We start from the raw sequence: 24,413 nt of genomic DNA, 5'->3' as shown, positions 1-24,413 counted from the left end.
ATGAATAACGCTATCACTCAATCGCCCCGCATCAACGCGGGGCTGTTCTTCCTGCGCCTGACCGGCAGTCTGCTGCTGTTACAGGTGCATGGACTGCCGAAAATTCTGCATTTCAGCGAAGAACTGACGCGTATAGAAGACCCGTTTGGTCTGGGACCGATGATGAGCCTGCTGCCAGCGATAGTGGCAGAAGTCATCTGCCCGATCTTTATTATTCTCGGCTGGGGTAGCCAGATTGCCTGCCTGCCGATCATCGCGGTGCTGCTGGTCGCGATGCTGGTCGTACACCCTGGCTGGTCACTGGCGGAAGGCCAGTTCGGCTGGCTGCTGCTGATTATCTTTACCACGCTGGCGCTGACCGGGCCTGGCGGCTGGCGAATCGGCGCGGTGAAACATCAGGGGGTTCGTCATGGCGCAGGTTAATGATATCCACCAGCTGGTGCAGGACCAGCCTGAGGTACAGACCGCTGGCGAGATTTCGCCGTTACAGCCGCTACGCAGGCCGGTGTTTCGCATGCTGTGGATCGCCACCGTCGTCTCCAACATCGGTTCATGGATGAATGATGTGGGTGTGAACTGGAGCATGCTGACGCTGAGTGCCGATCCGCTGGCCGTGGCGCTGGTGCAGGCAGCCAGCAGCCTGCCGATGTTTCTGTTCGCGCTGCCATCAGGCGTGATGGCGGATATCGTTGACCGCCGCAAATATCTGCTGTTTTCCCAGCTATGGACCTTTATCGCCGCCTGTGGACTGACGGTGCTCGCCTGGACCGGCCATGTCACTCCCGAGGTGCTGCTGGTGGCAGCCTTCTTGCTGAGCGCCGGCGCCGCCATGAGTTCGCCGCCATTTCAGGCGGTAGTGCCGGATCTGGTGTCGAAACCGGAGCTGGGCGCGGCCATCGCCCTTAACTCACTGGGCATTAATATCAGTCGTGCCATTGGCCCGGCGCTGGGTGGCCTGATCCTCTCGTTCACCGGTCCCTGGATGGTTTTCCTGCTGAATGCGCTATCAGTGCTGGGCGTCGCCTGGGTGCTCTGGCGCTGGAAGGCGGAGCCAAGCGTGCAGCGCCTCCCGCCCGAGCACTTCTTTCCGGCGGTGCGTGCCGGACTCCGCTACGTTCACGCGGCACCGGTGTTGCGTAATGTGCTGGTGCGAACCTTTGCCTTCTTCCTGTTTGGCAGCGCGGGCTGGGCACTGCTGCCGCTGGTGGCGCGTCGTGAACTCGGCCTGGGCCCTGGCGGCTACGGCATCATGCTGGCCTGTATCGGTGTCGGCGCGATTACCGGCGCGGTGCTGCTGCCACGCCTGCGTCGTCGCCTGAGCTCCGATCGCCTGATGGTACTCGCCACTCTTGTTTTCGCCCTGACCATGCTGGCGCTGGCTTTTGTAAGGCACTTCTGGCTACTGAATGCGTGTGAATTTTTTACCGGATTTGCCTGGATTGCCGTGCTCTCGACGCTGAATCTCGGCGCACAGCGCAGCGCCGCGAAATGGGTGAAAGCCCGCGCGCTGGCAGTCTATCTGACGGTGTTTTTCGGATCCATGACCGCCGGCAGCGCACTCTGGGGACAGCTCGCCTCGCACTTCAGCATTCCGCTGTCGCTCTGCATCGCCGCACTGGGCATGGTGCTGGCCAGCAGCACCGTCTGGCGCTGGCGGCTCGACCAGGATCCCGACCTCAATCTCGATATGATTGGTGATGGCGTCAACGCGCCCGCACTGGATATTCGTCACGAACGCGGCCCGGTGATGGTGAATTATGAATACCGGATTACTATTGATGATGCACATGCCTTTACCGTCTGCATGCAGGATATGCGGCGGGTCAGGCGTCGCGGTGGCGCCATCAACTGGTCACTGTATGAAGATATTCTGCAGCCCGGCATTTTCGTTGAGACCTTTGTAGTCGGCTCCTGGGTTGAGCATCTGCGTCAGAAAGAGCGCTACACCATCAACGACAAAAAGATAGAGCGGCGGGTTTTCGCTTTTCATCAGGGTGAACATTCTCCCGAAGTTCGCTATCTGGTGGCGCCAGCATGACTGGCACACCTTCTTTCATCCATCACGTCATACAGAGGGCAATACCATGAGCACCTTTAAAACGACCGACGGCACACAGATCTACTTTAAAGACTGGGGCACCGGTAAACCGGTTCTGTTCAGCCACGGCTGGCCGCTGGATGCCGATATGTGGGACAGCCAGATGAACTTCCTGGCGGAGCACGGTTATCGGGTTATCGCCTTTGACCGTCGTGGTTTTGGTCGTTCTGATCAGCCCTGGACCGGTAATAACTACGATACCTTTGCTTCTGACATCAACGATTTAATCACCCATCTCGACCTGCAGAATGTGACGCTGGTGGGTTTCTCAATGGGTGGCGGTGACGTCACGCGCTATATCGGCAGCTATGGCAGCGATCGCGTCGCGGCACTGGTGCTGCTGGGTGCCGTCACGCCAATCTTTGGCAAAACGGCAGACTACCCGCAGGGTGTCGATATGTCGGTGTTTGAAGGGATTCGTGATGGTCTGCTTAAGGATCGCGCGCAGTTTATCAAAGAGTTCGCTACGCCGTTTTATGGTACCAATGCCGGACAGACCGTTTCTGATGGCGTCATGACGCAGACGCTGAACATCGCGCTGCTCGCTTCGCTGAAGAGCACCGTTGATTGCGTCACCGCTTTTGCTGAGACCGATTTCCGTGCTGACGTAGCGAAAGTCAATGTGCCGACGCTGGTGATTCATGGCAGCAACGACCAGATCGTTCCGTTTGAATCCACCGGCAAAGTGGCGGCGGAGATGATTGCAGGTGCTGAACTCAAGGTTTATGACAATGCGCCGCACGGTTTTGCGGTGACGCATCAGGATCAACTGAATCAGGATCTGCTGGCGTTTCTTAACGCGCAGTGATGTAAAAAAACTGCGCGGTGGAAGCCGCGCAGTTTCAGACTGCATCTGACCGCAACAAATAAGCTCAACGCGCAGATAACACGGCCAGAAGAGGAAAGCGTCCCGCGCCAGGGACGGCGCGGGTCGAGCAGTCATGGATGACAGCTTTTGCGTCTTTCCGATCTGGCCGTGTTTTCTGCGCAGACTCGATCTCAAAGCTGGCATTGGCAGATTTAGTCAACAATCTTAAACTGCGCGGTGGAAGCCGCGCAGTTTTCATTTTAACGGGTTGGATGATTCACTTCGTTGGGACGCAGATCGAATAACAACACCTCCGCTCCTTCACCGTGACTGAATGACAGCGTTTTCTCATTGCGAACCCGCGCACCGTCTCCGGCATTAAATTGCAGGCCATTTACCCTGACACTGCCGCGCGCCACATGAATGTACGCATAGCGGTCGTCCGGCAGAGTGATTGTCTGCTGCTCGTCCCCCTGGAACAGTCCCGCATAGATGCGAATATCCTGGCGCACCCGTAATGCCCCGTTTTCACCTTCCGGCGAAATAATCAGTCGCAGATTACCGCGTTTATCCGCTTCGCTGACGGAGACCTGCTGGTAGCCTGGCGGGCTATTTTTCTCTGCAGGCACCACCCAGATTTGCAGAAAGTGAACACCCTCGGTGCCCGAGTGGTTGAACTCACTGTGAGTCACACCGCTACCGGCACTCATCAGCTGCACATCCCCGGGAACAATCACAGAGCCGGTGCCCATGGAGTCTTTATGCTCCAGCGCGCCCTCCAGGACATAGGAGATAATCTCCATGTTGCTGTGAGGATGGGCGCCAAAACCGCGACCTTTGGCTACCCTGTCATCGTTGATCACCAGCAGATCTGAGAAGCCCGCCTGCTTTGGATCCCAGTAATTTGCAAAAGAGAAGGTGTGACGTGAATTCAGCCAGCCGTGATCGCCCACGCCGCGTTGCTCTGACAATCTTTGCTCAATCATATTCTGCCCCTTCGTTGATTCGGGAAGTGCGAATGCCCTTCGATGGAAACAGCATATAAGTAAACCAGGCAGTCACACAATGGCGTGAATTAGCAATGACTGTCGCGTTTTAGTAGACAATAAAGACGAGGTTATGGCGGGGCCAGGTTTGCAGATTAATCCTTCAGCTACTGGTTCGCACCACCAGCTCACCCTGCATGATCACACATTGTGGCGGAGAGTCGGGCCGGATGATTTTTTGCAGCACCAGCTCACAGGCACGACGGCCAATCTCCCTGGAGGGCTGAGCCAGAGTCGTCAGCGGCGGCGATACCATGTCGGCCAGTTCGCTGCCGTCAAAACCCACCACGGCAATGTCCTGAGGTATCCGCAGACCCGCCTGCTGTATCGCCGCCATGGCACCCGCTGCCAGCGTATCGGAAACCGCAAACACGGCGTCAGGTCGTGTCTCGCCCGCCAGCAGCTGATTCATCGCGGCTTTACCGGCGCTGAAGCTTAACTCACTGGCGTAAGCGATGTCCTGCCATGCGAGTTGATGCTCTTTAAGTTGATGTGCGTAGCCCTGCTGACGCAGGCGGGCATATCGGTAGCTGAGGTCGTGATTGATCAGCGCAATGCGCTGACGTCCCTGTCCGGCCAGATAGTGCACCACTGACTGCGCAGCGACGTCATCATCAATCCCGACGCAGGAGATCTGGCCATTATCATCATGTTCGGCGCACTGAACCCAGGGTGCCGTGCCTATCAGCTGGCTCAGCTCCGGCAGTTTGCTGAATGCATCCATGGTGATAATGCCATCCACCATCTTGCCGGAGAGCAGTTGCAGGCTGGATCGTGAACGGGCAATATCGGCGCCCGAGTTACACAACAGGATGCGATAGCCATTTTTCTCCGCCTGCTCCTCAATGCCTTTGACCACCTCCGCGCAGAACGGGTTAGAGATATCGGAAACCAGAACCAGAATCATCGAGCTGCGCGCCGTACGCAGCTGGCGCGCCAGCAGGTTAGGCTGATAGTTGCTCTCTTCGATCGCCTCAAGCACTTTCTGCCGGTTAGCCGGTTTTACGCTGTCGCTGTTATTCAACACCCGGGAAACCGTGGCGACCGAAACACCCGCCATCCGGGCAATTTTCTGAACAGACATAGCGATCCCTCTGTTTTAAAACTCACCCACAGAAAACCTTTGAATTCATGCTGCCTCAGACGCCGCGATCCAGACCCAGCTGATGGCGCACCGAAGGGGCGTTCTCTGCTAAAGCAAAATCATCAAAAGCGCGGTCAGCTACCGGGATGATATGCCGGCGGATAAATTCCGCCCCTTCACGCGCCCCGGTCTCGCCATCCTTCAGACAGCACTCCCACTCAAGCACCGCCCAGCCGTCATAGTCGTACTGGGCCAGTTTGCTGAAAATGCGGCTGAAGTCGATCTGACCATCGCCCGGCGAGCGAAAGCGTCCGGCGCGCGCCAGCCATGGCTGATAACCACCATACACTCCGCTGCGTCCATTTAACTGGTACTCCGCATCCTTAACGTGAAAGGCTTTGATACGCGGATGATAAAGGTCGATGAACTGCAGATAGTCGATGTGTTGCAGAAGCAGATGGCTGGGATCAAACAGGATATTACAGCGCGGGTGGTGATTCACCTCTGACAAAAAGCGCTCAAACGTGACACCGTCATGCAGGTCTTCGCCGGGATGTATCTCATAGCAGAGGTCCACACCGTGATGGTCAAAACTATCCAGCACCGGCAGCCAGCGGCGCGCCAGCTCAGCAAACGCCTCATTAAACAACGCTTCATGGTGTGGCGGCCAGGGATAAAACCAGGGCCAGGCGAGCGAGCCGGAAAAAGTGGCATGTGCGCGCAGGCCGAGTTTTTCAGAAGCGGCAGCCGCACGCTTCAGCGTAGCGATGGCCCAGTCAGTGCGCCGGGCGGGATCGCCTCGCAGCGCGGCAGGCGCAAAATTATCAAAAGCGAGATCGTATGCGGGGTTCACGGCAACCAGTTGCCCTTCCAGATGCGTTGAAAGCTCACTGATCTCCAGCCCGAAACCGGCCAGTGTTCCCCTCACCTCGTCGCAGTAAGTCTGGCTGACCGCTGCCTGCTTAAGGTCGAAAATAGCGGGCTGGTGGCAGGGGATCTGCAGTGCCCGGTATCCCAGCCCGGCGGCCCACTCCGCCAGCCCCGCCAGTGAGTTAAAAGGCGGCTGGGTGGTGATGAACTGTGACAGGAAGATGCCGGGTCCCTTAACTGTTTTCATCTGTGACTCCTGAGTTCAGTAACCGCTTAATCACGGTATTTGAATGAGAAGAAGAAAATAATCGCAATCACCGCAGCAGCCACGGCAGGGATCCACCAGAATATTGCCCAGCTCTCTGCGCTGGCGTTACCCGCCACCAGCTGATTGTAGAGCGCACCGGAGATTTGCGATCCCAGCAGCATGCCGATGCCGTAGGTGAACATCACCACCATGCTCTGCGCCTGCCCCTTAACCTTTTCACCGGCGATCCGATCGGTGTAGATGAATCCCACCACAAAGAAGAAGTCATAGCAGACGCCATGTAGCAGAATACCAAGGTAAATCAGCGTACGCGTCTCGTCACTCATGCCCAGCGCAAACAGTGCATAGCGGACAAACCACGCTGTCATGCCAATCAGCAGCATGACTTTCACGCCAAGACGGCGGAACAGCAGTGGAATGATCAGCATGAAAACAATTTCAGACATCTGACCCAGTGACATCAGGGTGCTCACTTCCCGGATACCGGCATCCGCCAGCCAGGAGGCGGTAAAGGCGTAGTAGGTGCCGAGCGGAATAGAGATCAGGGTGGCACACAGCGCAAAGACCAGGAAATGACGCAGTCGCAGCAGTGCGAAGGCATCGGCGCAGAAGAGATCGCGAACTTTTAACGGCAATCCTTTGGCCGGTGCCGGAGTATGGGGCAGCGTCAGACTGTAGATCGCCAGCAATACCGAACAGAGCGCCGCCAGCTGGAACACTGCCACGCTGTCAGCAATGCCGGTTACGCCGATAAAGATGCCCGCCACGATCCAGCCGATGGTGCCGAAGACTCTGACAATGGGAAAGCTTTTCTCGCTGCTGGCTAGGCTGTGAAACGCGATGTTATTTGAAAGCGCCAGCGTCGGCATAAAGCAGAGCGTATAGCCAAACAACAGTGCGATCAGCTGCGCCCCGTTCTCCGCGATTAGCGCCTGGGGCACGAACCAGAGAATCGCTGCGCCCGCCAGGTTCATCACCGCCATCACTTTCTGCGAGGGAAAAAAGCGATCCACCAGCATGCCGAGCACAAACGGCGAGAGAATCGAGGCGATGGGCCCGGCCGAAAACGCATCCCCAATCAGCAACGGCATGTTGTGACGAGTCATTACCAGCCCAAGCGTCACCGACCAGCTGCCCCAGATAAAGAACTGCATAAACATCATCAGAGAGAGGCGCGGCACCAGCAGTTTATGCTGCACCTGCTGGCCTGCTCTCTCCTGCACTGTTGCAATCATGGGAACCTCACGAATAAGTAATCGATTACATTATGATTGCTCACAACGTAAACGAATGTAGCCGACTGTTCCTTCGCCGCGATCACAAATTATTAACTCTGCGTTATCACTCTGGAAATAATAAGGCGACGCCGGGCGGGCCGATCAGCGACTGGCATTGACTACCCGCGCTTTACGGAAGCGGTAACGCTCATACAGCAGCGAGTAAAGGCCGCCAGCCACCACCAGAATCGCACCCATCACCGTAGTGGAGGTTGGCAGATTGCCGAGCAGCAGATAACCCACCGCCACTGACCAGATTAAGGTGGTGTAGTCGAACGGGGCCAGCAACGACGCTTCGGCATAGCGCAGGCTCAGAGTCATCAGAATCTGAGTGATACCGCCCAGCAGCCCACATCCCACCAGTAACGCCAGCTGATTGCCATGCGGCACTTTCCAGCCGCCTGGCAGCGTGACCAGCGACGTTAAGGCCGTGGTGATAGCGAACCAGAAAGCGATGGCGCCCGGCTTCTCTTTGCCGTTAAGAAAGCGGATCTGCACCAGCGCACAGGCCGTACAGAAGGCCGCCATCAACGCCAGCAGAATACCCGCCGATGCAGAAAGGGAAAATGTTGCCTGGCGCGTCAGTGTGAGATGCCCGGAGAACATCACCAGAATACCGCTGAAACCGGTAAAGACTGCGACCCAGCGATGGTGACGCACTTTTTCGCGCAGAAATAGCGCCGCCAGCAGCACGGTAAACAGCGGCGCGGCATAGTTGATAGCCGTGGCGTCGGTCAGAGAAATGTAGAGCAGCGACAGATAACTGAAATAGAGACCACCGGTTCCGGCCAGACCGCGCACAAAATGCCCGCGGATATTGCGGGTGCGAATGCCATCCAGCACGCTACCCTGCAAGCGCAACCAGATTAGCAGCGGTACCAGTGCCAGCAGCGAGCGGAAAAATATCACTTCGCCGACCGGTATCGCCCCATCGAGTTCTTTTACACAGGCCAGCATCAGCGTGCTACTTAATGCAGCGGTGATCTTCATCGCTATGCCAGCGGAAGCGTTCATACGATTTTTGTTCTCTCAAAGGGAAAATAAGCAGGGGAATCAGCACACTCCTTATCCATATTGTCATAATGTCGTACACCAATCTGCCGCGATTACTCTGCAGACGGCATTTTATCTTTTTTTGCCGCAGCATCACGGCATGAAGAGGAATGTAGTCCCGTTTCCCGGCTGGTACACTCTGCCTTCTGCCCTGCTTTATGGGCCTCTTCTCTTAAGGAACGGGAGTCACCGATGTCCACGCTGCGTTTACTGTTATCTGAATCCAACGATCCCTGGTTTAACCTGGCGGTAGAAGAGTGTATTTTCCGCCAGATGCCGGCCACCCAGCGGGTGCTGTTTTTGTGGCGTAATGCGGAAACGGTGGTGATCGGACGGGCACAGAATCCGTGGAAAGAGTGCAACACCCGACGCATGGCAGAAGATGGCATCCGGCTGGCACGTCGCAGCAGCGGCGGTGGCGCGGTGTTTCACGATCTCGGCAATTGCTGTTTTACCTTTATGGCCGGCAAGCCGGAGTATGATAAAAGCGTCTCGACTGAGATCATCCTGCGCGCACTGACCTCGCTTGACGTACCCGCCGAGGCCTCTGGCCGTAACGACTTAGTGGTGAACACCGTTGACGGGCTTCGCAAAATATCCGGTTCAGCCTACCGCGAAACGCCGGATCGCGGTTTCCATCACGGCACTATTCTGATGGATGCCGACCTCTCCCGCCTGGCGGATTACCTTAATCCGGATGTGAAGAAATTGCAGGCGAAAGGGATTACCTCAGTGCGCGCCAGAGTGACCAATCTGGCGGAGTTAACACCGGGTATCAGCTATCAGGCGATCTGCTCCGCCGTGACGGACGCATTTTTCAACTATTACGGTGAACGCTGTGAACCGGAGAGGATCTCTCCCGACGCCCTGCCCGATCTGCCGGGTTTCACAGAGCAGTTCGCTAAGCAGAGTAGCTGGGAGTGGAATTTCGGTCAGGCACCCGATTTCTCGCACCTGCTGGACCAGCGTTTTGTCTGGGGCGGTGTGGAGATTCATTTCGATGTAGAACGCGGCGTGATCAGCCGCTGTCAGATTTTCAGCGACAGCCTCAACCCCGCGCCGCTGGAAACGCTGGCGCAGCGGTTGCAGGGTGTAACCTATCGGCCCGATGCCCTTGAACCGGTGCTGAATCAGCTTATTGCGGATTTCCCGGAGCAACGCCTGGATCTGACAGAGTTGCAGCAGTGGCTGATCGCCAGCGTGCGCTGAACATTTTTTACTGGCCCGCGCGGATATCTGGCGCGGGCAAAAAACATCGCGTAAACATCCGGCAAATCATAAACGCAAAAAACCCGCACAAGGCGGGTTTTAATTAATTATCAATATCAGGCTTATCTGCTCAGGCTATTGCCTTCACGCGATAATAAGCGCTATTGATAATTAAGGCTTACATAGGGACAACGTTTGCCGCTGAAGGACCTTTAGCGCCGTTTTCAATAGTGAATTCGACCTGCTGACCTTCGTCCAGAGTTTTATAATCGTTGCTCTGAATTGCAGAGAAATGTACGAATACATCTTTGCTGCCATCCTGAGGAGAGATAAAACCGAAACCTTTACCAGCGTCAAACCATTTTACTAAACCAGTCATTTTATTAGACATCGATAATTCCTTAATTTATGAGCCACTAAGTGGCGAAGATGGCCTGTCTTTCAGAAGGTAACTTACCAGGCTTTTAGGAGGAGACTCATGAATAAGGGTATCTTGTGATATCGCTTGCACTGAGGACTGCTTTACTAAAACTGCTTTGATAAGGTCTGTGTTCCAAACCGATGACGCTATTAAGCCACGCCTCACCGACATTAGCAAACATTATTTTAATTTACTTTTAACATCCAGACGTCCGGAGCGCCCTTGTTGATTTCCCGAGCATTTTGAAATTTCAGGGCTGGCAGAATGATAATTTTCACTGAACGGTCAGAGAGTAAATAATAGTGCGGTTAATCATTGTTGAAAAATAATAGGGTGGCCCTGTAGCAATAAAGCGCAGCGACAAACAGTATCGCTGCGCCCTGCTTTCCTGCTTTACTGATGTCAGGCCAGTTGAGTCTGCTGACGGGCAGCATGTCGCGCCGTGAGCACAAAGACCATCAGACCGGCCACGCCCAGCGCAACGCCCACCCAGGCGGTGGAGATCCAGCCATAGCCCAGCGACACCGTCAGGCCCCCAAGATACGCGCCCATCGCATTGGCAATGTTCAGCGCCGAGTGATTCATCGCAGCCGCCAGGGTTTGCGACTCGTTGGCGACATCCATCAGGCGAATCTGCAACGACGGCAGCAGCACTGAGCAGGTGCCGATCAGGAACGTGGCCAGCAGGCCGGTCGCCACATGCTGAACCAGCACCGGGAAGGCCAGCATCACCAGCACGTTCCATAATAGCGTCCAGCCAATAATATTCAGCACCGGGCCATCAGCCAGACGGCCGCCCACCAGGTTACCGATGATCATTCCCAGCCCAAACGCCACCATCGCCCAGGGGATCAGCGAGGGGGAGATGCCAGCAATGTTAATCAGCGTCGGCGCGATATAACTGAAGATAGCGAACATCCCGCCAAATCCTACCGCCCCCACCAGCAGGGTCAGCAGCACCTGCGCGTTTTTCAGCGCGCCCAGTTCCCGCAGCGGATGCGCATCCGCATCGCCTGGCGTGTAAGGGACATAGCGACCAATCAGCAGGCAGGTCAGCAGACCAATTGCGCCCACAAAGGTGAACACCACGTGCCAGCTAAATAACTGCCCTATCCAGGAGCCCAGCGGCACACCAATCAGGGTCGCCACCGTCAGTCCCAGCATCAGTGACGCCAGCGCACGACCACGACGTTCAATCGGCACCAGCGAGGCGGCCACCAGCGACGCCACACCAAAATAGGCGCCGTGAGGCAGCCCGGTCAGAAAACGCGCCACGAGCAGGCCGTGATAGCTGTCGGCCATCGCGCTGGCAACATTACCGATACTGAACAGCGCCATCAGGATCAGCAGCAGCGATTTACGCGCCATTCGCGCCGCCAGCACCGCAATAAACGGCGCACCGACCACCACGCCCAGTGCGTAACTGGCGATGGCGTTGCCCGCCTGCGGCTCGATAATCGACAGGGAGCGTGAAACATCTGGCAGCAGGCCCATCATGATGAACTCACCGGTACCGATGCCAAAGCCGCCCAGCGCGAGGGCCAGTAATGCCCAGCGGACAAAACCGGCATCGTCGGTTTTATGATTTTTTCTCAACAAAATTGATTCCCAATGGCCAGAACTGAAAAAACTGAAGTGAGCCGGAGGGAGAAAGCAGAGCGTGTTCCCGTCCGGGTGAAGCGGGCAGACTATAAAAAGTCAGGCTGCGCTTAGCAACCCATTTATGTGATCTCGCGCACAGTGAAGGCTGCGGTAACGTGGGGCTTTATCCGTGCAGCTCTGCCACGGAGCGGCCTGTGCAAGATCACAACCCGGAGAGGCCACGCAGGTCTGAATCGGGAATCTCTGTTTAACTGACCGCTCAGCGTTTCTTTGCATAACAGGAATCAACAGATGACGACCAGAGTTATCCTTCTTACCGGTGCCAGCGGGCGCATCGGGCGCACTTTTTTTGCGGCCAGACAGAAAAACTACCGTTTTATCCTGACCGATTTGCGCGAGCCGGACTATGCGATACCCGCTCCCCATCGTTTTATTGTGGCGGATCTGTCACAACCTGGTGCGGCGGAGAAATTACTGGCTGAAGAACCCGTCGACACCGTAATACACCTCGCCGGTATCCCGGATGCGCAGGCCAGTTTCGACGATCTGCTGCCCGCCAATATTCTCTCTACGACCTGGATACTTAAGGCAGCAGCTGAGCACCGCTGTCGTCGTCTGGTCTTTGCCAGCAGTGCGCAGACCATTGAGGGCTATCCGGCGGATGTGCAGATACATCCCGGCATGGCTGTCTCTCCCGCGAATCTGTATGGCGTCACCAAATGTTATGGTGAAGCACTTTGCGCCTTCTATGCCAGCCAGCACGGGTTGAGCTGTGTGGCGCTGAGAATCGGGGCGTTTGAACCTGCACTGGATAACAGCCTGCATAATGCGCGGGATTACAGCGCATGGCTGAGTCCGGAAGATGCCGTCAGATTGCTGACCGGCGCTGTCGAGGCAGAGAAGATCACCTTCTTTATTGGCTACGGCATTTCCGATAACCGTTTCAAACGCTTTGATCTGACACAGACGCGAGAAGTGCTGGGCTATACGCCGTCTGATAACGCATTCAGGGCATTTGCGCCAGGTGAACTGGATTATTAACCCCTCCCCTGAGCCGTGATCGCTGCCGGTCCCGAGTCGGCCCGTTAATTCTTCACCTCCGTTGCCGCCGGTCCCTCCGGCGGCTGCTTCAGCCCTCAACTGAGACAACGCCCAAAAAAAGGCAGCGGCTGAATCGGCCAAATCAGTGTGTGCCGGTATTCACCCGGCGACCTATATCTTTCAGCTGGGAATATTTTTCCAGCAGCTGTGGGCCATCATCCAGGCTCATGGCAAACATCCACATATAGGTCATCACCGAATAGATGTGACCCGCATTGGTCCCGCCACGGTTCGACATTACCGCAATGGTGACAGCAAATAGCAGTGCCGCCACGCTACCGATGGCCAGATAACCCCAGGCTTCCCGATCGGAGAGACGGATCCGCAGGCTGGCCAGCACGCCATAATGACGGTCCAGTGACGCAGCGTTAGCGTTGCTGACAAAGCTCACCTCTTTCTCCAGCCGGTTATTCAGACGACCAAACAGCATATCGTTTTTGCGGGTAAATCCCGGCAGGAAACAGGCGAAGAACAACAGGATTGCCAGACAGCCCACGCCGGTCCAGAACTCGATAGCCAGCAGCATCACCGCGGCACCGGTCATGGAGGCCAGCGAGGTAATCAGTACCGGCAGATGTTTCTCAAAAAAGTCGACAAACTCGCGTGACAAGGCCACCCGCGCGGCAATGGTGGACGCGCTCTGGTTTTCGCTACGCTGTGCCACAATCACCGGCACAGCCAGCCCGGCGTAAATACGGGCAAAGGTGCGGGTATCGACGCTGCGTCGTGCCGCTCCGATGGCCCACATGGTAAACACCATCGCCGCATAGAGCACCGCATGCCAGGTCCTGCCGGAGAGAATCGCATTGATAGCGAAGCCCGCCAGCAGCGGATAGAGGAGATACATGACATTTTCCGCCACCACCAGCAACAGCGTGAGGAACAGCTTGCGGCTATGGCGACGGCCGAGCATTTTTAATGTCAGAATAGCGCTGCGGGGTTTTGCTACCGGCAGGATCGTTTTTAAGGAATGCATAGTTTCTGTTTCTGATATCATAAGTCTTGAGCGGGTGCTCAAGTACAAAAAGCAGTCTATTTGAGCAGTTGCTCAAAGTCAACGTGACACTTACTGAGAGAGAGATGAAAGAGTCAGCTGAAGCACTGAGAACCAAAATCCTGGATGCTGCGATAGTGTTATTTATCGAAAAAGGGATCGAAAAAGTGACCACTCGTGTACTCACTGAGTCGGTGGGCATTTCACGCAGTCATATTTATCACTACTTCAGCAACTGGCAGACGCTCTGCCTGGCAGCGCTGGAACGCTTTATGCATGTGGATTTAGAAAATTTTGCTGACTCGCTGACTCTACTCACACCCCGCCAGAGGTTGCTGACGCTGTTTGAAAGTCATCTGCCGAGCGCACCGGATGCAACCTGGCAACTTTATGCTTCATTCTGGCAGATGGCTGCGCATCACGAAGCCTATGCCGCGCTGGCAGAGGAGATGACAGCAGCGTGGCAGGCGCTGGTGGAGGGGATAATTCGTGACGGCGTCACAGACGGAACGCTGCGTTGTGCCGATATTCCACGCACCGCCCGGCAAATCAGTGCGATGCTTAACGGCTATGCCGATTTGCTGACTATCAATCCGTCGGAGATAAAGGCAAGCGAAGGGATGGCTGACTTAACGCAATTTATTGATCATGTCCTGTCGTAACGTGGATCTGACGCATTATAAAGGCTTTAACAACGCCAGATTTTAATTAAATGTTAATAAAAGGTTTATTATTTTAATTAGTCTGCGCTTTTAATCCGCTATAAATGCAGCTTCTTAAGTCAAACTGACTTATGCTTTTTCCATCTGAGAAGGCCCCTTTTTGATAGCGTTTTGCCCCGGAAACAGCTATTTACACAGATTATTATCATTGACTTAGCACGCTCCGCGCCGGGTAAGCTGGTGTTTTTACGCCATTTATTAACAACGGACTAGCGAAGCGGCAATAATGTATACGTTCACAAACTCACCAAATGATTGATTCCTATAGCAAAGAATCTGTTATCTGCCGATAAAATTAAACGTTGAGTCGGACCTTAAAAACACCTATATTGGCCGCGCTTAAAACACATACCCCCATTTAAATACATTTATTCAACTGCGACGCTACGCCCGTCCCGGTTGTAGGAGAGATATGATGACGGATAAAGTCCGTATTGATAGTTTGAATGCACAGAACTTAAACGCAACCAATGAAACCTATTTAGCCCGTCAGGCTGAATTTGAATCAAACGTTCGAAGTTATCCTCGTAAATTGCCGTTCGCGATTGCGAAAGCACAGGGTGTCTGGATCACAGACGTCGAGAATAATCAGTATCTCGACTGTCTTGCAGGTGCCGGAACGCTGGCATTGGGTCATAACCATCCAGACGTTCTGCAGAGCATTCAAAATGTCATTACCAGCGGCTTGCCGTTACATACTCTTGATTTAACCACGCCGTTAAAAGATGCGTTCTCTGAGTATCTGCTCTCGTTATTACCGGGCCAGGGCAAAGAGTACTGCCTGCAGTTTACCGGCCCGTCGGGCGCGGATGCCGTTGAAGCGGCGCTGAAACTGGCGAAAAAACACACTGGTCGTTCCGGCATCATCAGCTTCTCTGGTGCGTATCACGGCATGACCCACGGCGCGCTGTCTGTTACCGGCAACCTGTCACCGAAAGAAGCGGTCGACGGCTTGATGCCGGAAGTGCAGTTCATGCCTTATCCGCACCTCTACCGCTGCCCGCTGGGCATTGGCGGTGAAGCGGGCGTGAAAGCGCTGACCTACTACTTCGAAAACCTGATCAACGACGTTGAGAGCGGCGTTCGCAAACCGGCAGCCGTCATTCTGGAAGCGGTTCAGGGCGAAGGCGGTGTTAACCCGGCTCCGGCTGAGTGGCTGCAGCGCATCCGTAAAGTGACCAAAGAGCATGGCATTCTGCTGATCATCGACGAAGTGCAGGCGGGCATTGCCCGTACCGGTAAATTCTTCGCCTTTGAGCACGCCGGTATTGAGCCGGACATCATCGTGATGTCAAAAGCGGTCGGCGGCGGTCTGCCACTGGCTGTACTGGGCATTAAGAAAGAGTTCGACACCTGGTCTCCTGGCCACCACACCGGCACCTTCCGTGGCAACCAGCTCGCAATGGCGACCGGCCTGACTACGCTGAAACTGCTGAAAGATAACAACATCGCTGACAAAGTCGCTGCACAGGGCGAATGGCTGAAAGGCAAACTGGGCGAGCTGCAGCAGCGCTACCCGGTAATCGGCAACGTGCGTGGTCTGGGTCTGATGATCGGCATTGAGCTGGTGAAACCTGACGAAGCCGCTGATCACATGGGCAGCTTCCCGGCAGACGGCGAGCTCTCCGCGCTGGTACAGAAAAAATGTTTTGAGAACGGCCTGATTCTGGAGCGTGGCGGACGTCACGGCAGCGTATTACGTCTGCTGCCTTCCCTGCTGATCACAGATGCAGAACTGGACGTGTTTATGGATAAATTTGAAAACGCCCTGCTGTCAGCTGGCGTGAAACCAGTTTGAGTGGAGTGAATGCAATGTCCCGGTTAAACCCGATTCTGGCGGCCTCAGCACAAAGTACCGAGGCCTACCAGCAGGCAATTGCCCAGAGTAGCGCGGCCGTCGTGAAGTGGCTGGAACAACCTGAGATGTATCAGGGAAAAACCGTCGCAGAGCTGCGCGAGCGCATTAAGCTGGACTTCAATCCTCAGGGCCTGGGAAACCAGGCCGCGATTGAACGCGCCATTGAGTACTTCCTCAAAGACAGCCTGTCGGTTCATCACCCGCAGTGTGTAGCGCATCTGCACTGCCCGAGCCTGGTTATCAGCCAGGCGGCGGAAGTGCTGATTAACGCCACCAACCAGAGCATGGATTCGTGGGACCAGGCACCTTCAGCCACCCTGATTGAGATGAAGCTGATCGAGTGGCTGCGCACCCAGGTCGGTTATCAGTCCGGCGACGCGGGCGTCTTCACCAGCGGCGGCACCCAGAGCAACCTGATGGGTCTGATGCTGGCGCGTGACGCCTGGTTTGCCCGTCAGGGTCATTCTGTTCAGCAGGATGGTTTAACCGGCGATCTGAAGAAGATTAAAGTCTTCTGTTCAGAGAATGCGCACTTCTCGGTGCAGAAGAACATGGCGCTGCTGGGTCTGGGCTATCAATCCGTAACGCAGGTTAAATGCGATCGCTTTGCCCGCATGGATATGGATGACCTGCGCCACAAGCTGGCAGCCTCCAAAGCCAACGGTGAAAACATCCTGGCGATTGTTGCCACGGCGGGTACTACCGATGCCGGTGCGATCGATCCCCTGCGTGAAATCGCGGCGCTGGCGGCCGAAGAGAACATCTGGGTGCATGTCGATGCGGCCTGGGGCGGCGCGCTGCTGCTCTCAGAAAAGTATCGTGACTATCTGGATGGCATTGAGCTGGTCGATTCCATTACTCTGGACTTCCACAAGCAGTTCTTCCAGACCATCAGCTGTGGTGCTTTCCTGCTGAAGGAAGCGCGCCACTATGAGCTGATGCGCTACCAGGCGGCCTATCTGAACTCAGAGTTCGATGAAGCGCAGGGCGTACCGAATCTGGTGTCCAAATCGCTTCAGACCACCCGCCGTTTTGATGCACTGAAACTGTGGATGGGTCTGGAAGCGCTGGGTCAGAAACAGTATGCCGAAATCATCGATCACGGTGTGACACTGGCGCAGCAGGTTGCACAGTACGTTGATGAGCAGCCTGCGCTGGAGCTGGTGATGAAACCGCAACTGGCCAGCGTGCTGTTCCGCTATCGTCCGGCGCATCTGGCGCACTTTAGCAGTGCGGATATTGCGCTGCTGAATCAGCGCATCGGTGATGCCCTGCTGGAATCGGGCCGCGCCAACGTTGGTGTAACCGAGTTCGATGGCGTGACCTGCCTGAAGATGACCCTGCTGAATCCGACAGTAACGCTGGAAGATATCAAAGTGTTGCTGACATTGGTGGAAACCACGGCACAGCAGCTGGTGTAAATACTGGAAATAGTGGCGTTAAGGTCACTATCAGAGGCGCCTCAGGGCGCCTTTTCTTTTTCTGTGTTTACCCCTGTTCATTCATCGGTGAGGCTACAGTGCCTGTGAGCTGGTTTGCCGGACACCTCCGCCTCTGCCCCTTTTGTGTAGCCCCTATCCAATCTTGTATTGACTCACCCATTCGGCACAAAACTCCAGATACGCGAGTGTGATGGCTGAAGGATGTTTGTGCCGGACATAGACCAGATGTAAGGGCATCGAGTGAGTCGGATAATCAGGCAACAACCGCACCAGCTTCCCGCTCTCCACATCAGGTTTCACTAAAAAATCAAACAACAGCGAGACTCCGGCACCGCTCAGTGCGTAATGGCGCAGGCCCTGCGTGTTGTTGGAGGAAAAAAACGGCTCAAATTTTACCTTCTCGTCTCCGGATACCCACTCAAAGGAACCACTGTTCAGCCCTTCCCAGCTGGCTATCGGACACGTCGCCAGCGCCGCCAGCGTCTGCGGATGTCCAAAGCGTTCAGCCAGTTCAGGCGTGGCAACAAACCATGCCTCGACATTCATAACCGGTTTGGCAATCACATCTTCGGTATGCAACTCGCCCAGCCTGAGTGCCACATCAATGCCATCTTCAAACAGATCCACCACTCTTTCCCCTGAGTGGCAAAACACTTTGATATCAGGATAGCGTTGCTGAAACGCATGCAGCAATTCCCACCAGATGGTGAAGTCAGGCGGCACCGATATTCGCAGTTTGCCCGCCAGTTTGTGCGCAGACCTGACCGTTTTGGTGGCCTCTTCCAGCAATTCCAGGCCAGATCGCGATTGCTCAAAGAACTGTTGTCCTTTGTAGGTCGGCCTGACCCCTTTCTTTGATCGCTCCAGTAACTGCACACCCAGTGCCTGCTCCAGCTCGTTCACTTTCCGCACCAGCGTAGAGATGGGGATAGCTGTTCTCTCACTTGCCGCTGAAAAGCTGCCTGCCTGAACGACTGCAATAAAGAGTTTTGTCGCGTTGAGATCCATTATCTTTCCATATCTGGCAAACATGTACCCAATTCTGACCGTTTACTTCTTATTTTCAACTATTAAACTCCCTGTTTTGGCTAAGAGAATAAAAATAAAACGGCCAGTAAAAAATTCTTATATCTAACGAATAAGTCTGGCTACACCGTATCCGGATAAGGAAAAAGCTATGAATAACCGTGTGACAGAAATTCTGAATATTCGCTATCCCATCATTCAGGCACCCATGTACTTTCTGACCAATGCAACGTTTGTTGCCGCAGTATCAAACGCAGGCGGATTAGGCATAATTGGACCCAATGCCGGGCAGGATACATTGCCGGACTCTCGTTTCATGGCGCTGGAACGCATGCGTGAGCAAATCAGAAAAACGAAACAGCTGACCGATAAACCTTTTGGGGCAACCCTGATCAATGGGCCGGATATGAGTTTCTGGCGACCAACAGCTGAAATGTTTGTTGAAGAGAAGGTTGAGGTCGTTTTAGTTAATGAGCTGCTCGATGCCGAAATATTCGATTTTCTGAAACAACATCGCATCAAAATCCTTTATCGTGCGCTGACGCCTGACGTAGCCAATTCACAGCAGGCCGAAAAGCTTGGTGCAGATATCGTTGTCGCCACCGGGTTTGATGAAGGCGGCACCGTGCCATCACGGATTATTGGAACGTTCAGCATCGTGCCCATGATCGCTGACAGTGTGAAAATTCCGGTGCTGGCGGCAGGCGGCATTGGGGATGTGCGGGGCGTGCGTGCAGCCATGGCGTTAGGTGCAGAAGGCGTCTGGATAGGCAGTCTGTTTTTAACCGCGCAGGAGAACCCGGCGGATGAGAAGGTCAAGCAGCTGATTGTTTCATCGAGCGCAGAAGATCTGCTACTTTTCCGCACCCTGCCCGCTTATTACCGGACATTGCCAACGCCGCTCAGCCCCAGGCTGGCAGAACTTGATGCGCAGGGCGCTGACCGTGAAACGCTGTTCACTGCAATCAATGGCTACCACTCTTTATGGCAGGCGATGCGACTGGGCAATTTTGACAAAGGTGTTGTTTCGACAGGCACCGGCATTTCGATGATCAAATCGGTGCGAACCGTCGCATCCATCGTCGCCGATCTGGCACAGGATTTCATCACTCAGCCGGAGAAACAGAAATCTGACGAAACCGTTCTCAGTCTGTAATCTGTTTAAAGTTAGTGATGAATGCCGCCACCAGCGGGATCCGGTTGTCGGATGAGTCCGGACCGGGTCCAGCGTACTGCCCGCAGTGTTGAACTGTGGGCCTTTATTCAGCTTTTCCTCTTCGCAGCCTGAAGCCAGACAGGTTCAACCCTTTTCAATCAAACAGACACAAGATAAATTAACAGATTTCATTCCCTCATTTAGATTTCGTTTATTTCTGAATTTGCATGACGCCTTTATTTCAGCAGAGTCTGAAAAACCGCATCGCGATCAATATATAAAAATCTTACTTAAGCCATAATTAATCAACGCTCACGTTAAGTCACTGATAAAAGTGAATAACATATTACAGATAAGAATAGTTTAATCCCACAGGAATTAACGCTTATGCTCCTGCGTAAAATAGTTATCATTCTTCTGGGTATGATTATGGCTGCTGTCATCATTATTGCCGACAACCATGCCCATAAAGTTAATTGCCGTGATCAGGTTTTCACTTTGCCATCATCGCAAGGTGAATGACTTCGCTGAATCCTTCTCTCCAGCATCCTCTTTGGCTTCAGACCCTTTGACGGTGTTGATGACGCGTGAAGACCAGAAACTTTGATCCGGCTGAATCGCTTACGGGATAAAACCCTGTTACATCGGCCTGAACAGAGCGGCACGTTACGCCGGTGAGATTACAACTGCATTTCTGATAAGCAGGCTGGTTTGTTGCCCTTCCCGGCAGCGATGTAAATAAAAAGGCTGCATGACGCTAATGCAGCCTGACAGATTATAATTTTCCGCTCAGCTCGCTTGCCCCAACCTGGCGCGATGGTGGCTCATCCAGCAGCCGCAGGTGGTCATCTTTGTTCAGGGTCATCAGCGCAACAATACTGACCAGCGCAGTCGCCATCACATACCAGGCGGGGATATCGGGATTACCGGTCTCTTTAATCAGCCCGGTGATGATCAATCCGGCACAGCCAGAAAACACCGCGTTAGAAAGCGAATAGGCCAGACCCAGTCCGGTATAACGCACCCGCGTCGGGAACATCTCTGCCAGCATCGCAGGTCCCGGTCCGGCCAGCAACCCGACCACTCCGCCCGCGATAAACACCACCAGCGCTTTCAGCAGCAGCCCGGTGCTCTCTGCCTGAAGTATGTTAAGCAGCGGCAGAGAGAGCACCAGCAGCAATACCGCCGCTGTCACCATCACCGCACGGCGGCCAATCCTGTCACTGAGCATCCCGGCCGGGATGATGGTGGCAGCAAAGCCCAGGTTCGATATCACCGCAATCAGCAACGCCTGGTTAAAGCCGGTATGCAGTGATGCCTGCAGGTACGTCGGCATAATCACCAGCCAGGTGTAACCGGCCGCCGACCAGACCATCAGCCGGCAGATACCGAGCAGGATTGTTTTCAGCGTATCGCCCAGGCTGGCGTCAACTTTTTCAACGGGTTTTGCCTGCTGCTGAATAAACGCCGGGGTCTCCTCCATCTGAACCCGCAGCCAGAGCGCGATAACACCCAGCGGCAGAGCAATGAAGAACGGGATGCGCCAGCCCCAGCTCAGCATCTGCTCCGGCGACAGCAGCAGTGAGAGCAGCGCCACGATACCCGCACCAGCCAGTAATCCCAGCGCCACAGTAAAAGATTGCCACGCCCCGTAAAGGCCCCGCTTACCGCGCGGTGCAAACTCGGTCATCAGCGATACCGCCCCGCCATACTCACCCCCCGCGAACAGGCCCTGCAGAATACGCAGACCGGTCACGATCACTGGCGCCAGGATGCCCAGCTGGGCGTAGGTGGGTACCAGGCCAATAGCCGCCGTCGCCAGCGTCATCATGATCAACACAAATATCAGCGTGGGTTTGCGCCCGATGCGATCACCCATCCGGCCGAAAATGATTGCACCGAGTGGACGGAAGAAAAAGGCGATGGCGAATGAGGCATAGGTCAGCAGAAGCCCGGTCAGCGCTGACTCCCCTTCCAGCCGGAAAAAGTTCTGCGCTATCACGGTGGCAAGAAAGCCATAGACCGCAAACTCATACCATTCAATGAAATTACCTACCGAACCGGCAATCAGAGCACGTTTACGGCTGGCGGAGCTGAGCAGATTATCGACGGGCACAGACATGGCAGGAGATCCTTTTTGAGCATCATCAGTCGCTTATGATTAGCACAATCGCCGCACGCCTGCGCACTCTTCTGCCTGTCACGTTAACTCAGACACAGAAATCTGCGCTTAACGCGCCACGGCACGCCCTTTTTCACCTTCACGCCTTGCACAACGGCTTTACGATTGTCAGGATGTGCGGCATTGAATGAATCAGGCGGATAGATGATGAACGCACAAACCTCAAAAGATCCTCTGCATGGCGTAACGCTGGAGATGCAGATAAACAGTTTAGTCGCGCAGTATGGCTGGGCGGAGCTGGGAAAACGGATCAACATTAACTGCTTTAAAAGCGATCCGAGTGTTAAATCAAGCCTGAAGTTTTTGCGGCGCACGCCCTGGGCGCGGGCTGAAGTCGAAGCGCTTTATCTCGCCTCGTTAAAAGAGAAACCGGCTTCCCGCGAAGCACCGTCTGAAGAGGCGGATCAAGCACCCGCAGAAGATCCCTGGGGCAACTGGCGCGGTAACCAGCCGGAGTAACGGACAGACAACGCGGCAATAAAAAAGCTCGCGCAGGATAACCTGTGCGGGCTTTTTTTTACGTCAGGTCGCTGTTACAGCGCCATGTCGTGCTTCGCTGAAGGCGCTGCCTGCTCAGGCTGTGCTGCTGGCGCCTCGGCTGCTTTGCCATCCATGTTGATAACCGGCGGTGTGGTCAGCTGCAGAGTCGCAGCGGTGTCATTCCATACCTGCTGGAGCATCGGCACGTTGTCATTCAGTTTCTGACCGTAGCCTGGGATCATCTTGTGGATCTTAGCCTGCCATTCCGCTGACTTAAACTCTTCCGGGAACAGTTTCTGCATCACGCTTAACGCGATAGGCGCAGCGGTCGATGCACCAGGAGAAGCACCCAGCAGTGCCGCCACGGTTTTCTGCTGATCGGTCACAATTTCTGTACCCAGTTTCAGCACGCCACCTTTGTCAGCATCTTTCTTGATGATCTGTACGCGCTGACCAGCCTGAATCAGTTTCCAGTCCTCTTTCTTCGCGTCCGGGTAGTACTCTTTCAGCGCTTCGAAGCGATCTTCTTCTGTCAGCATCACCTGGCCAACCAGGTATTTCACCAGGTCGAAGTTATCCATACCCACATCGGCCATCGGTACGATGTTATGGGTAGTGGTGGTGCTCAGCAGGTCAAACAGTGAACCATTTTTCAGGAACTTGGTTGAGAAGGTCGCGAACGGTCCAAACAGCACGACGCGTTTGCCATCCAGATAACGGGTATCCAGATGCGGAACGGACATCGGTGGTGCACCGGTAGACGCCTGACCGTAGACTTTCGCCAGGTGACGAGCGGCAATCGCCTTGTTTTCGGTTACCAGGAATGAACCGCCAACCGGGAAGCCTGCATAGTTTTCCGCTTCCGGGATGCCGGTCTTCTGCAGTAATTTCAGCGCGCCGCCGCCAGCACCAATAAAGACATATTTCGCGTCAACCGCACGCTCATTGCCGTTTTTGGCATCTTTAATGGTGACGTGCCATGAGTTATCACCGTTACGTTTGAAATCGGTGACTTCAGACGAGGTTTCCAGACGGAAGTTGTCATTCTTCTTCAGACTGCCGATGAGCTGACGGGTAATTTCGCCGTAGTTTACGTCGGTGCCGACTGGCGTCCAGGTTGCGGCCACTTTCTGCTGGGGATCACGACCTTCCATCACCAGCGGTGCCCACTGCTCGATCTGCTTGTGATCGGTAGAGAACTTCATGCCCTGGAACAGCGCGGTTTTCTGTAACGCCGCATAGCGTTTAGTCAGGAAGTCGACGTTGTCGCCCCAGACGAAGCTCATGTGTGGCGTTGAGTTGATGAAAGAGCGCGGATCGTGCATCACACCCTCTTTGACCTGCGAACTCCAGAACTGGCGTGAAACCATGAAGGCTTCGTTGATTTCCAGCGCTTTCGTCACGTCGATCGAGCCGTCTTTACGCTCTGGCGTATAGTTCAGCTCCATATTGGCAGAGTGACCGGTACCGGCGTTGTTCCAGCCGTTAGAGGATTCCAGTGCCACACCATCCAGCTTCTCAACCATGATCTGTTTCCAGCCAGGCTGCAGCTCTTCCAGCATGGTGCCCATTGAGGCGCTCATGATGCCGCCACCAATTAACAGGACGTCGGTTTTTTCTGGTGAAGTTTCAGCATGCAGTGCTGAAGAAACTAACAAGGCCGCGAGGGAAAGAGTGGGAATAACTTTCTTTGAATTCATCATTTTAATCTACAGC

22 protein-coding genes are annotated in these 24,413 nt (G+C 54.8%); 11 read left to right on the top strand and 11 right to left on the bottom strand.

Translation table 11 applies throughout. From position 1 onward, the window contains the following. From EPG66_RS11045 to EPG66_RS11035, 3 genes are read left to right on the top strand one after another with little or no spacing between them, the layout of a single operon-like run. Window positions 1–423 (top strand): DoxX family protein, encoded by a 423-nt coding sequence (locus EPG66_RS11045; RefSeq protein ID WP_182686807.1) that lies wholly within the window; start codon window positions 1–3, stop codon window positions 421–423. Beyond that, complete coding sequence (locus EPG66_RS11040) at window positions 410–2,038, top strand: MFS transporter (RefSeq protein ID WP_182686805.1); 1,629 nt, start codon at window positions 410–412, stop codon at window positions 2,036–2,038. The genes EPG66_RS11045 and EPG66_RS11040 overlap by 14 nt, the downstream gene beginning before the upstream one ends. A gap of 46 nt (window positions 2,039–2,084) precedes the next feature. After that, window positions 2,085–2,906 carry an alpha/beta fold hydrolase gene (locus tag EPG66_RS11035; protein WP_083069613.1) on the top strand — a complete coding sequence of 274 codons (822 nt, stop codon included), beginning with the start codon at window positions 2,085–2,087 and terminating at the stop codon, window positions 2,904–2,906. Window positions 2,907–3,166: 260 nt separating this feature from the next. Here EPG66_RS11035 and EPG66_RS11030 read toward each other — a convergent pair whose 3' ends face one another. From EPG66_RS11030 to EPG66_RS11010, 5 genes are all read right to left on the bottom strand, one after another. Further along, entirely contained in the window at window positions 3,167–3,892 is a 726-nt protein-coding gene (locus tag EPG66_RS11030) for a pirin family protein (RefSeq protein ID WP_031590637.1), read from the bottom strand. A 163-nt stretch (window positions 3,893–4,055) separates the two neighbouring features. Continuing rightward, window positions 4,056–5,036, bottom strand: coding sequence for a LacI family DNA-binding transcriptional regulator (locus EPG66_RS11025; RefSeq protein WP_182686803.1), 981 nt, complete (start codon window positions 5,034–5,036; stop codon window positions 4,056–4,058). Between the two features lie 55 nt (window positions 5,037–5,091). Further along, window positions 5,092–6,153, bottom strand: a complete 1,062-nt coding sequence (locus EPG66_RS11020; RefSeq protein ID WP_069026720.1) for a sugar phosphate isomerase/epimerase family protein — start codon at window positions 6,151–6,153, stop codon at window positions 5,092–5,094. A gap of 26 nt (window positions 6,154–6,179) precedes the next feature. Further along, window positions 6,180–7,409 carry an MFS transporter gene (locus tag EPG66_RS11015; protein WP_031592403.1) on the bottom strand — a complete coding sequence of 410 codons (1,230 nt, stop codon included), beginning with the start codon at window positions 7,407–7,409 and terminating at the stop codon, window positions 6,180–6,182. A 144-nt stretch (window positions 7,410–7,553) separates the two neighbouring features. Continuing rightward, window positions 7,554–8,465, bottom strand: coding sequence for a DMT family transporter (locus tag EPG66_RS11010; RefSeq protein ID WP_069026719.1), 912 nt, complete (start codon window positions 8,463–8,465; stop codon window positions 7,554–7,556). Window positions 8,466–8,696: 231 nt separating this feature from the next. On the opposite strand from EPG66_RS11010, the gene lplA reads away from it, so the two are divergent. Continuing rightward, window positions 8,697–9,713, top strand: coding sequence for a lipoate--protein ligase (lplA, locus tag EPG66_RS11005; protein WP_109651725.1), 1,017 nt, complete (start codon window positions 8,697–8,699; stop codon window positions 9,711–9,713). Window positions 9,714–9,891: 178 nt separating this feature from the next. On the opposite strand, the gene cspE is transcribed toward lplA, so the two are convergent. Next, window positions 9,892–10,104, bottom strand: coding sequence for a transcription antiterminator/RNA stability regulator CspE (cspE, locus tag EPG66_RS11000; RefSeq protein WP_003855207.1), 213 nt, complete (start codon window positions 10,102–10,104; stop codon window positions 9,892–9,894). 432 nt (window positions 10,105–10,536) lie between these two features. Beyond that, on the bottom strand, window positions 10,537–11,733 hold the full coding sequence (locus tag EPG66_RS10995; RefSeq protein ID WP_182686801.1) for an MFS transporter: 1,197 nt from the start codon (window positions 11,731–11,733) through the stop codon (window positions 10,537–10,539). 294 nt (window positions 11,734–12,027) lie between these two features. Here EPG66_RS10995 and EPG66_RS10990 point away from each other — a divergent pair, with 294 nt between their 5' ends. Further along, window positions 12,028–12,777: an NAD-dependent epimerase/dehydratase family protein gene (locus EPG66_RS10990; RefSeq protein WP_182686799.1), complete on the top strand. Its 750-nt coding sequence runs from the start codon at window positions 12,028–12,030 to the stop codon at window positions 12,775–12,777. Between the two features lie 142 nt (window positions 12,778–12,919). Here the strand turns inward: EPG66_RS10990 and EPG66_RS10985 are convergent, their stop codons facing one another. Beyond that, window positions 12,920–13,813 carry an ABC transporter six-transmembrane domain-containing protein gene (locus EPG66_RS10985; protein WP_069026715.1) on the bottom strand — a complete coding sequence of 298 codons (894 nt, stop codon included), beginning with the start codon at window positions 13,811–13,813 and terminating at the stop codon, window positions 12,920–12,922. Between the two features lie 104 nt (window positions 13,814–13,917). On the opposite strand from EPG66_RS10985, the gene EPG66_RS10980 reads away from it, so the two are divergent. The 3 genes from EPG66_RS10980 to EPG66_RS10970 all read left to right on the top strand — a co-directional run bounded on the left by EPG66_RS10980 (window position 13,918) and on the right by EPG66_RS10970 (window position 17,832). After that, window positions 13,918–14,493 carry a TetR/AcrR family transcriptional regulator gene (locus EPG66_RS10980; RefSeq protein WP_182686797.1) on the top strand — a complete coding sequence of 192 codons (576 nt, stop codon included), beginning with the start codon at window positions 13,918–13,920 and terminating at the stop codon, window positions 14,491–14,493. Window positions 14,494–14,965: 472 nt separating this feature from the next. Beyond that, window positions 14,966–16,351, top strand: coding sequence for a diaminobutyrate--2-oxoglutarate transaminase (locus EPG66_RS10975; protein ID WP_182686795.1), 1,386 nt, complete (start codon window positions 14,966–14,968; stop codon window positions 16,349–16,351). A gap of 14 nt (window positions 16,352–16,365) precedes the next feature. Continuing rightward, window positions 16,366–17,832, top strand: a complete 1,467-nt coding sequence (locus EPG66_RS10970) for a pyridoxal phosphate-dependent decarboxylase family protein (RefSeq protein WP_033760344.1) — start codon at window positions 16,366–16,368, stop codon at window positions 17,830–17,832. A 153-nt stretch (window positions 17,833–17,985) separates the two neighbouring features. On the opposite strand, the gene EPG66_RS10965 is transcribed toward EPG66_RS10970, so the two are convergent. After that, window positions 17,986–18,861 (bottom strand): LysR family transcriptional regulator, encoded by an 876-nt coding sequence (locus tag EPG66_RS10965; RefSeq protein ID WP_182686793.1) that lies wholly within the window; start codon window positions 18,859–18,861, stop codon window positions 17,986–17,988. Window positions 18,862–19,030: 169 nt separating this feature from the next. Here EPG66_RS10965 and EPG66_RS10960 point away from each other — a divergent pair, with 169 nt between their 5' ends. After that, entirely contained in the window at window positions 19,031–20,035 is a 1,005-nt protein-coding gene (locus tag EPG66_RS10960; RefSeq protein WP_182686791.1) for an NAD(P)H-dependent flavin oxidoreductase, read from the top strand. A gap of 387 nt (window positions 20,036–20,422) precedes the next feature. Then, complete coding sequence (locus EPG66_RS23160) at window positions 20,423–20,557, top strand: hypothetical protein (RefSeq protein ID WP_255473667.1); 135 nt, start codon at window positions 20,423–20,425, stop codon at window positions 20,555–20,557. Between the two features lie 253 nt (window positions 20,558–20,810). Here EPG66_RS23160 and EPG66_RS10955 read toward each other — a convergent pair whose 3' ends face one another. Further along, on the bottom strand, window positions 20,811–22,157 hold the full coding sequence (locus tag EPG66_RS10955; RefSeq protein ID WP_182686789.1) for an MFS transporter: 1,347 nt from the start codon (window positions 22,155–22,157) through the stop codon (window positions 20,811–20,813). Between the two features lie 207 nt (window positions 22,158–22,364). On the opposite strand from EPG66_RS10955, the gene EPG66_RS10950 reads away from it, so the two are divergent. After that, a complete protein-coding gene (locus tag EPG66_RS10950; protein ID WP_033761066.1) occupies window positions 22,365–22,676 on the top strand; it encodes a VF530 family protein in 312 nt (103 codons plus the stop codon). A 74-nt stretch (window positions 22,677–22,750) separates the two neighbouring features. Here the strand turns inward: EPG66_RS10950 and mqo are convergent, their stop codons facing one another. Next, window positions 22,751–24,400: a malate dehydrogenase (quinone) gene (gene mqo / locus EPG66_RS10945; protein ID WP_039389048.1), complete on the bottom strand. Its 1,650-nt coding sequence runs from the start codon at window positions 24,398–24,400 to the stop codon at window positions 22,751–22,753. Window positions 24,401–24,413: the final 13 nt, after the last annotated feature.

Source organism: Pantoea pleuroti (genome assembly GCF_014156615.1).
Classification (GTDB): domain Bacteria; phylum Pseudomonadota; class Gammaproteobacteria; order Enterobacterales; family Enterobacteriaceae; genus Pantoea; species Pantoea agglomerans.
Note: the sequence above shows the minus strand (reverse complement) of the source record. Positions and strands in the feature narration are given on the sequence as shown.